The sequence below is a fragment of the Alloalcanivorax venustensis genome, from assembly GCF_047495515.1.
GTDB classification, from domain to species: Bacteria; Pseudomonadota; Gammaproteobacteria; order Pseudomonadales; family Alcanivoracaceae; genus Alloalcanivorax; species Alloalcanivorax venustensis.
The window spans coordinates 88,878-102,011 of record NZ_CP179934.1 but is presented as its reverse complement, the minus strand read 5'-3'; the positions used below and the strand labels follow the sequence as shown (position 1 = coordinate 102,011).

The following is a 13,134-nucleotide window of genomic DNA, read 5'->3' as shown; positions in this document are numbered from 1 at the left end:
ACGCACCCCCGGGCTCCGTGCCTCATCGGAGTGCGATTTCAGGCTAGCCCCGACGAACAAAGCCTGTCAATACGCCTTTGCGAAAGCGGCAACGAATTGCGGATGTCGCTTTGACCCTTTACCTGTACCGCTTCAGCTGCCGATTTTTCGCAGCTGATAGACGTTATGGGTGAGCGCCACCACTTCCCCTTTTTCGTCCTTGATCTCGGTATCCCATTCAAAATCGCATTTGCCGTTGGCGTCCGCTTCGGACTGGATGCGTTCGATTTCCTCGTCGGTGATGCGCACTTCCACGGTCACATCGGTGGCGGCCGGGCGGCGGAAACGGATCCGCATGTCCTTAACGATCGGGTAGAAGCGCCGCGTGTCGAACGACGACATATAGATCACGCCGCCGGGCAGCTCCGCGATGGTGTACAGGGCGCCCGCGTACATGATGCCGACGTGGTTCAGGTTGGGCGCCAGCGGCATCATCATCTTGCAGTAGCCACGGTCCACGTCCAGGGTCCGGGCGCCGCAGCGTTCCACGAACGGAAAGGTTTTATCGGACGCCGCTTTGATTTGTTCTTTTTGCTCTTCGCTTAAAGCCATGGGTCTCTCCTGATTGCCGTGACCCATGCTAGCAAAGGGCGTGGGCGGGGCGGCTGTCGCGAAGCGACAGCCGTGTGATGCTTCCGGTCACCGTAAGGTTCAGGACAGGGGTCGGATATCCGCTTCGGGGAAGTCGAGGTGGAAGTCCGGCAGGTACAGAGAGCCGCGTCCGCGTCCGTACTGCAACTGCGGGAAATCCTTCCCGTTGCCCCAGGCATCGCTCAGGCTGGCAACGCCCAGGCGGCCCCGCACCGAGGGCGCGAAGACGAATTGCTGGTTGTCGCGCACCTGGCCCAGCCGGCGCCAGCGCTCGGGCAGCCAGGGTCCGAGTACGGGTAGGGCGGGACCGCGCCGCTTCAGGGTCAGACCGGCGATGTCCCGGTCCTGGTAGCGCACGGTCACGCTCTCGCCGTAGCGGGTTCGCTCGACCCGGAAGGAGGCCACGCGCTTGTCCAGGCCCCAGTTGCGGTTGCCGTTGCGGGCGCTGTCTTCGCTGGACACATAGATGCGGCCGATCGACCAGCGCCGGTGACCGTCCGGAAAGCGACAGGGCCCGGGCATGAACAACAACTCCCGATACGGCCCCACTTCTGAACGCTGGTAATCCACGAACATGACCACCCCGAGGCGGCCGGTCGCCGGGCCGAGTGCTTCGGCGGTGCCGCCTTGCGGCCGACGCAGGGCATCGGGCATCGCCAGGGCGCACACGTAGGCGTGCCCTCTCAGCGTCCAGGGAGCGGGTGAGTCCATTCGACCTCAGGTCCTTTTGTCGAACAGCGCGTCGGTCTTCGCCGCGCAGATGAAGTCGTTACGGTGCAGGCCGCCGATCTTATGGGTCCACCAGGTCACCGTGACCTTGCCGTATTCGGTGAGCAGGGCAGGGTGGTGCCCCTCCTCTTCGGCCAGGTCGCCGACCTGGTTGGTGAACGCGAGAGCCTGGGCGAAGTCCTTGAACTTGAACTGGCGCTGCAGTTTCTCTTCGCCGTCTTCCTCCACCTGTTTCCAGTCCGGAATCTCGCCGCGCAGCTTGCCCGCTTCCTCATCGCTGATACGGGGCGCGTCGGCGCGGCAGGCTTCGCAATGCTGTTGCTGTAGTGCCATGGGGAATCCTCCTTGTTGCTGGCAGCTTCAAGGCTACAAGCTTCCAGCGGCAAGCTCCAAGCCTGCCGCTTGCGCCGCTCAGCCTCTGCCCAGCAGGTCCCGGGCGATGGCGATGATCTGCATCTCGTCGGTGCCGGCGTAGATCTGCAGGATCTTGGCGTCGCGCATCAGCTGCTCCACGCGGGATTCGCGCATGTAGCCGTAGCCGCCGTGCACCTGGACCGCCTCGGTGGACACCTCCATGGCGGTCTGGGCGGCGTACAGTTTCATCGCCGAGGCCTCGGCCAGGCTCATCTGCTTGCCGGCGGCGGTCATCTCGATATAGCGGAACACCATGTTCTGCAGGTTGGCGCGCGCCACTTCCATCTTCGCCAGCTTCAGCTGAATCAACTGGTTGTCGCCGATCGGGCGGCCGAACTGGGCGCGGTCACGGGCGTAGGCGGTGGACAGTTCCAGCGCGCGCTCCACCATCCCCAGGGCCATGGCGGCCACGCCGGCGCGTTCCTGCATGAAGGTGGCCTTGGCGCCGGAGCGGCCGTAGCTGGTCTCGCTGCCGCCGAGCAGGCGGTCGGCGCCCACCTTCAGGTCACTGAAGAACAGCTCGCCAGTGGGTGACGAGCCGATGCCCATCTTCTTGAACGGCTTGGACTGCTCCAGGCCTTCCATGCCGGCGTCGAGAATAAAGGACACGATCTTGCGGTCCTTGGGTTCCACGCCTTCCTCATCCAGCTTGCAGATCAGCACGATGGTGTCGGCGTAGGGGCCGTTGGTGATCCAGGTCTTGCTGCCGTTGATGATGTAGCCGCCGTTGCCGTCGCGCTTCGCCAGGGTCTTCATCTGGCCGAAGGCGTCGGAGCCGGAGTTGGGCTCGGAGATCGCCCAGGCGCCCACTTTCTCCAGGGTCAGCAGCGGCAGCGCCCAGCGCTCTTTCTGTTCGATGGTGCCCTTGCTCATGATGGCGCCGCCGGTGAGCCCCATGGACACGCCCATGGCGGTCACCAGCCCCTGGGCGTGGCGGCTCAGCTCAATGATCGGGATCATGGTCATCGCCGCCTGGTCGCCGGCGCCCTCGGAGGGGCCGTCCTTCTTCTTGGTGGGGGCGTCCTCGCCGTTTTCGGCGGCGGCTTTCTCGCGGGCGATCTGCTTCTCGTAGTTCTGCGTCGCCATCACGTCCATGCCGAAGGTTTTGATCATCTTGCGCAGGATGTCGTAGGGCGGCACGCCGTTGTATTCGATATCGTCCAGGTTGGGCACCACTTCCTTGGCCACGAAGTCGCGCACCATCTTCTGGATCATCTGCTGTTGTTCGTTCCACTCGATCATGAGGCTTTCCAGGCAATGAGTTAATGCCCTGGGACGCTATCAGGCGCCCGCCGGGCCGTCATTGATCAAGGGGAGCGGCGGAGTTGATGGAAAAGGTCAGGAGGCGCGTCGGATCACGTCGATGCGCGGCACCGGCTCGTAGGTCACGCCCATGATCAGGGCGTCCGGGCCGGCGCTGGAGGCGGCCATGTCGATGTCCTGGGGGCGCAGGCGCGGGTGGCTGCCGTCCAGGAATTTCTTCGCCGCGAAGGCATTGCGGGTGCGCTCGCGGGCCTGCTCCAGGCTGATGCCCTCGCCGCCCAGCAGGCCACGGATGTATTCCGCGCAGGCCACATCCTCGTCGCCGGTGGGGTGGGACGCCACCAGCACCACGGTGTCCGGGTTCTGTTCGCGGATGTAGTTGGCGGTGGCTTCGGCGTTGATCAGCGCGCCGACCAGCACCTGGCGGCTGTCGCGGGCGCGCAGGGTGGCGGCCACGCCGTTGGTGGTGCGCATGATCAGATAGCGGCCGCGCACGTCGGTGTGGCGTATTTCCCAGGGCGAGTTGCCGTGGTCGAAGCCGTCGATGGGCAGCGCCTGCACCTCGCCCACCAGCAGGCCTTCCCGGTAGTCTTCGCGCAGCCGGAAAGCGTCGTCGGCGCTGGACACCGGGTAGATATGGCTGGCACCGCCCAGAAACGCTTCGTGGCTGGTGGTGAAGGCACGGATCACATCGATGATCACGGTGATGCCGTTGATGTTGTGCGGCGGGTTATGCCCTTGGGCGATGCTGATTTTCATGGGCGCGACCGTTTGCGGAACGAAGCGTGCATTATGACGGACCCGTGGTGTCTGATGCCAGACAGGCGAAAATAACGTCTCTGGGATCCTGCCGGCCGCCTTTGGCGGCCTTTCGCGAGCCGGGCTCGCTCCCACAAACCGTACTTTGTAGATGGCGTTAGCGCTCTTGCTGCAGAGTTCTCGCCAGGGCCCAGACGCGCACTTCCTTGGCGCCGCCTTCCAGCAGGGCACGGCTGGCGGCGCGGGCGGAGGTGCCGGTGGTCATCACATCGTCGATCAGCAGAATCCGGCGGTATTGGGCGCCGGGCCGCGCCAGGAAGGCGTGGCGCAGGTTGCGCACCCGTTCCGCGCGGCCCAGCCCCTGCTGATGGCCGGTGGGCCGGTGGCGCAGCAGCAGCGGCGCCACCGGACGCTGCCAGTGGCGGGCCAGTATCAGCGCCAGCCGCTCCGCCTGGTCGAAGCCCCTGGCCAGCCGGCGCCGCCAGTGGGCGGGCAGGGGGCAGAGCACCTCGGCGTCCGGCCAGGGCAGCGGCTGCTCGCGCAGCAAGGGTTCCAGGGCCCGTTCCGCCGGCAGGCAGCCCCTGTGCTTGTAGGCGTTGATCAGCCGGTCCAGCGGAAACTGATAGACCCAGTGGCAGTAGGTACTGGTGAACGGCGGCGGCCGCCGCAGGCAGCGTCCGCACAGCCCCCCTTGCTCGGTGCCGGGCAGCCCGCAGCGGCAGAGCGGGTCGTACAGGGCGCCGCCGTCACGCAGCTCGCCGGCGCACAACCGGCAAAGGCCCTGCGGGCTGCGCCGGCCGCACAGCAGGCAGGGTTCGGCAAGGTCGAACAACATCCGTGTCCTCCGTCTTCCTCGGTGTCGGGTGCCATCATCATCGGCGCGGCGGCCGGGCCCTGCCCAGCCGACATCGGCCCAAAGCCGTGTAGGTCATGGCTGGAAATCCGGTAAGCCAAGTAGCAGCGGGTTCACGTATTTTTGACATGAAGATAAGAATGGTTATCATTGCCGCCCAGTGACGTAGCCAGGTCAACCCCAGCCATCGTCGAAAACACCAACTGGGGGACTGCTATGTCTGCGTTACGTTTTACCCGCCTCTCCATCTGTCTGATCCTGGCCGGTAGCGCCAACCTGTACGCCGCCGACGACGATACCGATGACACCCACGAGCTGGACGCCGTCGACGTGGTCGGCACTTCGGTGGACGGCTATGACGCCGGCATGATCACGGAAGGGTCCGGCAGCTACACCAGCGGCGCCAGCAACACCGCCACCCGCATGGTGCTCTCGCCCCGGGAAACGCCCCAGTCGGTGACCGTGATCACCCGTGAGCAGATGGAGGACTTCGACCTCAACAGCGTCGCCGAGGTGATGCAGCGGACCCCCGGGGTCACCGTCAACGCCCAGGACACCGAACGGCTCACCTTCAGCGCCCGCGGCTTCGAGATCACCAATTTTCTCTATGACGGCATGCCGTCCATGCGCAGCAGCACCCTGGGCAAGCAGAGCGCCCACGCGGACACCTTTATCTACGACCGCATCGAAGTGCTGCGCGGCGCCAGCGGCCTGCTGCACGGCATCGGCAACCCGTCCGCCACCATCAACCTGGTGCGCAAGAAACCCACCCGGGAATTCGCCGGCCAGGCGGGCCTTTCAGCCAACAGCTGGGACGGCTACCGGGGCGAGCTGGACCTGGGCGGCCCGCTGACCGAAGACGGCCGGGTACGCGGCCGCTTCGTCACCGCTTACCAGCAGGGCGAGTCTTTTCTCGATCATTACGAGAATGAAAAGCAGGTGTTCTACGGCGTTATCGAGGCGGACCTGTCCGAGGACACCATGATCACCCTGGGCGTGGATTCCATGGACTACGACCCGGAAGGCTCCACCTGGGGCGGCGTGCCGCTGTTCTACAGCGACGGCGGCATCGCCGATCTGGACCGGGACACCAACCCGGCCACCGACTGGAGCAGCTGGGCCCAGGAAGCCCGCACCGCCTTCGTCAATCTGGAGCACCAGTTCAGCAGCGGCTGGTACAGCAAGCTGGCCTACACTTACCAGGAAAACAACTACGACGCCCAGCTGGCCTCCGCCGGCGGCGGCACCCTGAACCGCGACGGCAGCGGGCTCACGTTCTGGTCCGGCCGCTATCTGGAGGACAAGAAGCAGCATACCTTCGATGCCTACGCCAACGGGCCCTTTGAACTGTTCGGCCGGCACCATGAGCTGATCGTCGGCGCCAGCTATTCGCGCAGCAAGGTCGACTACATCGGGCAGCCCTCGGTGAACTTCGACAGCACTCTGGACAATCTCTTTACCTGGGACGGCGACCGGGCCAAGCCGCTGTGGGGGGATATCAACACCGACGAAAACGAGCGCGCCTCACAGACCGGCCTGTACGCCACCGCCCGCTTTAAACCCACCGACGATCTGGCGGTGATCACCGGCGCCCGCGTGGTGGATTGGCGCGTCGACCGGGGCGGCTTCAACTGGAGCGGAGACTTCGCCGAGCGCTACCAGGAAAACGGGGAAGTGGTGCCCTTCTCCGGCGTGGTGTACGACCTCACCGACCGGCACTCCGTCTACGCCAGCTACACCAGCATCTTCCAGCCACAAACCCAGCGGGACCTGAACAACCGGATACTCGATCCGGAAGAGGGCAACAGTTACGAGGCGGGTCTGAAGAGCGAGTTCCGCGACGGCCGCTTGAACACCAGCGTCGCGGTGTTCCGCGTCGATCAGGACAACCTGGCCGAGGGCACCGGCCAGCCGATCCCCGGCGGACCGCCCAATTCCGAGGCCTACCGGGCCGTGGACGGCGCCCAGACCAACGGCTTCGAGCTGACCGCCTCCGGCGAGATTCTGCCGCGCTGGCAGATGCTGGCCGGCTACACCCACCGGGTCACCGAGGACCCGGACGGCGACGAGCTGAACACCACCTCCCCGGAGGAGATGGTGCGCCTGTCCACCCGCTACCGGTTGAGCGGCCGGTTTGACGGCCTGACGGTCGGCGCCGGCGTGGCCTGGCAAAACCGGATCTACGCCTTCGTGGACCGCCCGGGCCAGAGTGGCCAATACAAATTCGTCCAGGACAGCTACACCCTGGTGGACCTGATGGCCCGCTACCGCTTCAGCCCGGCCCTGGCGGTGACCGCCAATGTCAGCAACCTCACCGACGAGAAGTACTACAACAACCTGGGCTTCTATAACGGCGGCTACTACGGCGACGCCCGTCAATACAGTCTCAAGCTCAACTACAACTTTTAGGAGCATAACTGGTTAATAAGTGATCATTGGTTAACCTTGTTACTTCTTGGAAGTTGACAGGGGCCGGCGCGCTGCTAGTCTGATGCGGACTGTTCAGAGAGATTTCATCATGACTGTAGCCGCCGCCACGCCCCTGTCCGACGCCGCCCCGAACGCCGTACGCCACGATTGGCACCGCGGTGAAATCGAGGCGCTATTCACCCTGCCGTTCAACGACCTGCTGTTCCGGGCCGCCTCCGTGCACCGCCAGCACTTCGATCCCAACGCGGTGCAGGTCAGCACGCTGCTGTCGATCAAGACCGGCGCCTGCCCGGAAGACTGCAAGTACTGCTCCCAGTCCGGCCACTACAACACCGAGCTGGAAAAAGAGAAGCTGCTGGAAGTGGAGCGGGTGCTGGAAGAGGCGCGCGCCGCCAAGGAAAAAGGCGCTTCGCGCTTCTGCATGGGGGCGGCCTGGCGCAGCCCGCGCGCCAAGGACATGCCCTATGTGCTGGACATGGTGCGCCAGGTGAAATCCCTGGGGCTGGAAACCTGCATGACCCTGGGCATGCTCGACGAGGGGCAGGCACAGAGCCTGGCCGAGGCCGGCCTGGACTACTACAACCATAACCTGGACACCTCGCCGGAATACTACGGCCAGGTGATCACCACCCGTACCTACAGCGACCGCCTGACCACCCTGGCCAATGTGCGCGACGCCGGCATGAAGGTGTGCTGCGGCGGCATCGTCGGCATGGGTGAGAACCGCAACGACCGGGTCGGCCTGCTGCAACAGCTGGCCAACCTGCCGGAGCATCCGGAGTCGGTGCCGATCAACATGCTGGTGAAGATCGAAGGCACGCCGCTGTCCGACGTGGACGATCTGGACCCGTTCGAGTTCGTGCGCACCGTGGCGGTGGCGCGGATTCTGATGCCCAAGTCCTATGTGCGGCTGGCCGCCGGGCGCCAGGAGATGAACGACGAGGCCCAGGCCCTGTGCTTCATGGCCGGCGCCAACTCCATGTTCTACGGCGAGCGTCTGCTGACCACCGACAACCCGGAAGCCACCCACGACCATCAGCTGTTCCAGCGCCTGGGCATCCATTCCCTGGACCCGCGCCACGAAGCCTCCGACGAGGCCCACGAGGAAGCGCTGCGCCAGCAAGTGGCGGAGAACGAAGCGGCGCAGAGCGGCTTGTACCACGATGCGCTGGCGTACAGCGGGCAGAGCCGGCGCGGCGCCAAGCACGTGCTGGACAAGGACACCGGCCGCCCTGCCCACCGGAAGCTGGACGCCTGAACCGCGCGGAGTCACCCCCTTGGCTTTCGATCTCACGGCGCGCCTGGACGAACGGCGCGCCCGGCAGCGCTTCCGCCAGCCGACGCTGATGGACGGCCCCTGTGGCCGCACCGCGATGGTGGACGGCCGCGAACACCTGAACTTCTGCGCCAACGACTACCTGGGCCTGGCCGGCGACCCGGAGGTGGTGGCGGCGTTCCGCGACGCCGCCGACCGCTGGGGCGTGGGCAGCGGCGCCTCCCACCTGGTGTGCGGCCACCAGCGTCCGCACCAGCAGCTGGAAGAGGCCCTGGCGGCGCACACCGGCCGCGAGCGGGCGCTGCTGTTCTCCACCGGCTACATGGCCAATATCGGCGCCATTACCGCCCTGGTCGGCAAGGGCGACGCCCTGTTCCAGGACCGCCTTAACCACGCCTCCCTGCTGGACGCGGGCCTGCTCAGCGGCGCCCGCTTCCGGCGCTTCGCCCACAACGATGCCGCCGCCCTGGCCGGGCAACTGGCGCGCAGCGACGCCGGGCGCAAGCTGGTGGTCACCGACGGTGTGTTCAGCATGGACGGCGACCAGGCGCCGCTGGCCGCCTATCTGGACGCCTGCGAAGCGGGCGATGCCTGGTTGATGGTGGACGACGCCCACGGCCTGGGCGTGCTGGACGGCCAGGGCCGGGGCACCGCGTTCGCGCAGGGGGTCAATGGGCGGGTGCCGGTCTACATGGGCACCCTCGGCAAGGCGCTGGGCACCGCCGGCGCCTTTGTGGCCGGCTCCAACGAACTGATCGAAACCCTGATCCAGTTCGCCCGCACCTATGTCTACACCACCGCCATGCCCGCCGCCGTGGCCGCCGCCACCCTGGTGAGCCTGGACAAGGCGCGCCGTGAACCGCAGCGCCGGGCGCATCTGAACGCCCTGATCCAGCGGTTCCGCTGTGGCGCCGCCGAGTTGGGCTATACGTTGATGGATTCCGACACCCCCATTCAGCCGATCCTGATCGGCGACGACGGCGCCGCGCTGGCGCTGAGCCGCGCCCTGGCGGCGCACGGCGTGCTGGTGTCCGCGATCCGCCCGCCCACCGTGCCGGAGGGCCAGGCTCGCCTGCGCGTCACCCTTTCCGCCGCGCACCGGGAGGCGGACGTGGACCGTCTGCTGGGCGCCCTGGAGGACAATGCATGCCGCGTCTGATTCCTTTCCACAACACCTACAAGGCCACCGGCGTCAGCGACGACCAGGCCCGGGACATCGTGCTGATCCACGGCTGGGGCCTGCACGCCATCGTCTTCGACGACATCGTGCCGGCGCTGCTGGAACGCTTCCGGGTCACGGTGGTGGACCTGCCGGGGATGGGGCAGAGCCCGCTGCCCAATGACCCCTACACCCTGGACTTCCTGGCCGACCAGGTGGCCGCGGTGATGCCGGCGCGCGCCCATCTGCTGGGTTGGTCCCTGGGCGGGCTGGTGGCGCTGCGGCTGGCGCTGGATCACCCGGACCGGGTGCAATCGGTGGTCACGGTGGCCACCACGCCGCGCTTCACCGCCGCCGACGACTGGCCGGCGGCGATGAAGCCGGACATCTTCAACGCCTTCGAGCAGATGTGCCGCGAGGATTATGAAGGCACCCTGGTGCGCTTCCTGGCGCTCAACTGCAAGGGTGCCGAGAGCATGCGCCAGGACGTGGCGCGGCTTAAGGAGATTCTCTACTTCTGCGGGCTGCCCGCCCACCGGGCGCTGCGCGAAGGGCTCGCGATTCTGCGCGACACCGACCTGCGCGGCGACCTGGCGGCGCTGGAAGTGCCGCTGCGTATGATCTTCGGCGCGCGCGACAACATCGTGCCGGCGGCGGCCATGGCCGCGGTCGAGCCGCTGCTGAACGAGCGCGGCGACACCGCGCTGATCGAGCAGGTCGCCCATGTGCCGTTCCTGTCCGCCCCCGATACCTTTACCCGGGCCGTTTATGACTTCTATCGCCGACACCAGCTCATTGATGGATAAGGCGGCGGTGAGCGACCGTTTCGGTCGCGCCGCGCCCAGCTACGACGCCCACGCCGGCCTGCAGCTGGCCTGCGCGCTCAGCCTGCTGGACATGGCGCCGGAGGAGCTGCCCGACAGCCGCGCCCTGGAGCTGGGCTGCGCCACCGCGCCCCTGGCCCGGCGTCAGCAGAGCCGCTGGCCGGACAGCCGCTGGCTGGCGGTGGACCTGTCGCCGTCGATGTTGGCGGAGGCCCGGGCGCGTGGGCGCACCGGCGAGCGCTTCCAGCCGCTGTGCGCGGACGCGGAAAGACTGCCGCTGGCCGACGCCGGCCTGGGGCTGGTGTATTCCAGCTTCGCGTTGCAATGGTGCCTGCCGGCGCGGGCCATGGCGGAAGCGGCCCGCGTGCTGGTGCCCAGCGGCCACCTGTTGCTGGCGGTGCCGCTGGCCGGCTCGCTGCACGAACTGCGCGACAGCTGGGCCGCCGCCGACGGCACCCGCCGCCCGCGCCTGAACCGTCTGCCGGCGGAGACCGACTGGCGCCGGGCGCTCGAGGGCGCCGGCCTGTTCCCCCAGCAATGGCGGCGGATGGCGTTCACCGAGCACTATCCGGACGTGAGAACCCTGGTCCGGGCCTTCAAGGCCACCGGCGTCGACCATGTGCAGGGCGGCGCTACCGGCCTCACCGGCAAAGCGGCCTGGCGGGCCCTGTGCGACGCCTACGAAGCACGCCGCCAGCCGGCCGGGCTGCCGCTCACCTGGGACGTGCTGTTCGTAGAAGCAATCAAGGAACCCCATGGCTGATACCCCTTCCCCCGAACGTCCCCCGCTGCCCGCTCTCAAGGGCGTGTTCTTTATCACCGGCACCGACACCGAGGTGGGCAAAACCTGGGTCAGCTGCCGGCTGCTGGAACGGGCCCGGGAGGCGGGCCTGAGCTGCTATGGGCTCAAGCCGATCGCCGCCGGCTGTGAGGAGACCGCCGACGGGCTGCGCAACGAGGACGCCGTGAATCTGATGGCGTCGTCGTCGCTGGCGCTGCCCTATGACGTGGTCAACCCGGTGGCGCTGAAAGCGGCCATCGCGCCGCACATCGCCGCCCGGCAGGAGGGGCGGCGGATCAGCCTGTCGCAACTGGCCGGCTATGTGCGCGGTGCCCTGAGCAGCCATCCGGCGGATCTGGTGCTGGTGGAGGGCGCCGGCGGCTGGCGGGTGCCGCTCAACGACCGGGAAATGCTGTCTGCCTTGGCGGTGGAGCTGAATCTGCCGGTGATCCAGGTGGTGGGCATGAAGCTCGGCTGCATCAGCCATGCGCTGCTCACCGCCGAGGCGATCCAGGCGGACGGGCTGCGCTATACGGGCACGGTGGCCAATTGCTTCGGGGATATGGACGTGCGGGAAGAAAACCTGATCACCCTGCGGCAGCATTTGCCAGGGGCGTTCACGGTCGTATAGATGCACGCTTCAAGCCGCAAGCAAGCCGTGCTAGAGCAAAGGCCTTGCCGCTAGCGGGGCGATGCAGGATTCAGGGTGCAGCAGAGGCGGGGTCGGTGCCCCTTGTGGGAGCGGGCCTTGCCCGCGAAAGGGTGGCCCTGGCCACCCGGCGGGATACCAGAGGCGTATTGTCGGCGCCATCGTTAACGAGGTCTCTGGAATCCTGCCGGGGCTTCGCCCCTTTCGCGGGCAAGGCCCGCTCCCACGGGCTCTTGCCATGCCCTGGCTTGCGGCTAGACGTTGGGGTTCAGGGTGTAGGTGCCGGTCACGCTGGCCTGGTCGAGAATGTGGCCCTGCATGGCTTCCACCACCTGGGGGCCGCGAATTTCACCGCTCAGGCCCAGGGACGTCACGTCCAGCGCGTAGACGGTGAAGGTGTAGTGGTGCAGCCGCTCGTCGTTCCAGGGCGGGCAGGGGCCGTCATAGCCGCCATAGACGCCTTTCATGTCCGGGTCGCCGGCCAGGAAGTCGGTGTAGTCGTTGGCGCCGCGAATGCCTTTCGCGGTTTGCCCGATCTCCTTGCCGCGCGGCACCACGCCGTCGGCGTCCTCGCCTTCATCGATCTGCCGCACGTCGGCGGGAATATCCACCAGAACCCAGTGGTAGAAATCCGCCCGGGGCAGATCCGCGGGCACGGTTTTGCCGTCCTGGTTCACGTCGGAGGCATCGGTGGGCGCGTCCGGGTCCACCACCAGCAGGGCGAAGCCACGGGTGCCTTCCGGTACACCGTCCCACACCACCTTGGGGTTGCGGTTGTCGCTCAGGCTCATGTGTTCTTTGGGATCGGGTACCGCGAATGCGAACGGGCCGGGAATCGGCTGGCCTTCGTTCACGCCTTCCACAGTAATGCGCATGCTCTCCTCCTGATTGGCTTAAAAGTGCCGTCTCTACAATACGGCCTACCCCCAGCATTGCGTCTCCGGCACCGGTAATTCAAGCCCCGTGCGCCTTCGATTTCACGCAACGGCCGCGCGCCTGTCATCGCCTTGTCAATCTTCGCTGGGCGTTTACAGGGTTTTACAGAGCGCAACAGTTTAGTACGGCCGTGCAACTGTTTAAGTGCAACTTCCTGCTTACGCTTTGCCTTCATTCTTTATTCAGGGCCTGTTCACACTACTTGCATCGCGCCTGTTGCGGCTAAAAAGCCACCCATCAAGGCGCGAGGAGAGAAGTTTGGTGACTCCAAATAAACGACGAGCAACGCGGAGGGGTGGTTTTTTAGCCGCAACCCGAAGGGCTGGAGCCCTTTTTGCCCCCGGCGTCGTTGTCGGTCGCTTATTTGGAATGACCAAACGGCGCTCCCTCCGCCTAGCTGGAAGCAAAAAGGGCATCCAGCAGGCGCGATG

13 protein-coding genes are annotated in these 13,134 nt (G+C 66.4%); 6 read left to right on the top strand and 7 right to left on the bottom strand.

Annotated features, from left to right (window positions below):
- Positions 1–132 precede the first annotated feature (132 nt).
- From ACMG4O_RS00485 to ACMG4O_RS00460, 6 genes are all read right to left on the bottom strand, one after another.
- Positions 133–591, bottom strand: a complete 459-nt coding sequence (locus ACMG4O_RS00485) for a YiiD C-terminal domain-containing protein (RefSeq protein WP_142948268.1) — start codon at positions 589–591, stop codon at positions 133–135.
- A 99-nt stretch (positions 592–690) separates the two neighbouring features.
- Positions 691–1,341, bottom strand: a complete 651-nt coding sequence (locus tag ACMG4O_RS00480; protein ID WP_414434166.1) for a hypothetical protein — start codon at positions 1,339–1,341, stop codon at positions 691–693.
- Between the two features lie 6 nt (positions 1,342–1,347).
- Entirely contained in the window at positions 1,348–1,692 is a 345-nt protein-coding gene (locus tag ACMG4O_RS00475; protein WP_142948270.1) for a 4a-hydroxytetrahydrobiopterin dehydratase, read from the bottom strand.
- Between the two features lie 78 nt (positions 1,693–1,770).
- The gene (locus ACMG4O_RS00470; RefSeq protein WP_214012383.1) at positions 1,771–3,015 is read right to left on the bottom strand and encodes an acyl-CoA dehydrogenase family protein; all 1,245 of its coding nucleotides are present in this window, start codon (positions 3,013–3,015) and stop codon (positions 1,771–1,773) included.
- A gap of 96 nt (positions 3,016–3,111) precedes the next feature.
- Positions 3,112–3,795, bottom strand: coding sequence for a 2-phosphosulfolactate phosphatase (locus ACMG4O_RS00465; protein ID WP_194854932.1), 684 nt, complete (start codon positions 3,793–3,795; stop codon positions 3,112–3,114).
- Between the two features lie 157 nt (positions 3,796–3,952).
- Positions 3,953–4,630, bottom strand: a complete 678-nt coding sequence (locus tag ACMG4O_RS00460) for a ComF family protein (protein WP_194854931.1) — start codon at positions 4,628–4,630, stop codon at positions 3,953–3,955.
- A gap of 234 nt (positions 4,631–4,864) precedes the next feature.
- On the opposite strand from ACMG4O_RS00460, the gene ACMG4O_RS00455 reads away from it, so the two are divergent.
- The 6 genes from ACMG4O_RS00455 to bioD all read left to right on the top strand — a co-directional run bounded on the left by ACMG4O_RS00455 (position 4,865) and on the right by bioD (position 11,749).
- The gene (locus ACMG4O_RS00455; protein WP_414434165.1) at positions 4,865–7,057 is read left to right on the top strand and encodes a TonB-dependent siderophore receptor; all 2,193 of its coding nucleotides are present in this window, start codon (positions 4,865–4,867) and stop codon (positions 7,055–7,057) included.
- Between the two features lie 109 nt (positions 7,058–7,166).
- Positions 7,167–8,336: a biotin synthase BioB gene (bioB, locus tag ACMG4O_RS00450; RefSeq protein ID WP_194854929.1), complete on the top strand. Its 1,170-nt coding sequence runs from the start codon at positions 7,167–7,169 to the stop codon at positions 8,334–8,336.
- Between the two features lie 19 nt (positions 8,337–8,355).
- Complete coding sequence (gene bioF / locus ACMG4O_RS00445) at positions 8,356–9,513, top strand: 8-amino-7-oxononanoate synthase (protein WP_414434164.1); 1,158 nt, start codon at positions 8,356–8,358, stop codon at positions 9,511–9,513.
- The gene (gene bioH / locus ACMG4O_RS00440) at positions 9,501–10,319 is read left to right on the top strand and encodes a pimeloyl-ACP methyl ester esterase BioH (protein WP_194854927.1); all 819 of its coding nucleotides are present in this window, start codon (positions 9,501–9,503) and stop codon (positions 10,317–10,319) included. The genes bioF and bioH overlap by 13 nt, the downstream gene beginning before the upstream one ends.
- Positions 10,282–11,100, top strand: a complete 819-nt coding sequence (locus ACMG4O_RS00435; RefSeq protein WP_414434163.1) for a malonyl-ACP O-methyltransferase — start codon at positions 10,282–10,284, stop codon at positions 11,098–11,100. Before bioH ends, ACMG4O_RS00435 begins: the two co-directional genes overlap by 38 nt.
- Positions 11,093–11,749 carry a dethiobiotin synthase gene (gene bioD, locus ACMG4O_RS00430; protein ID WP_414434162.1) on the top strand — a complete coding sequence of 219 codons (657 nt, stop codon included), beginning with the start codon at positions 11,093–11,095 and terminating at the stop codon, positions 11,747–11,749. Before ACMG4O_RS00435 ends, bioD begins: the two co-directional genes overlap by 8 nt.
- 272 nt (positions 11,750–12,021) lie before the next feature.
- Here bioD and ACMG4O_RS00425 read toward each other — a convergent pair whose 3' ends face one another.
- Entirely contained in the window at positions 12,022–12,642 is a 621-nt protein-coding gene (locus tag ACMG4O_RS00425) for a YbhB/YbcL family Raf kinase inhibitor-like protein (protein WP_214012374.1), read from the bottom strand.
- Positions 12,643–13,134 lie beyond the last annotated feature (492 nt).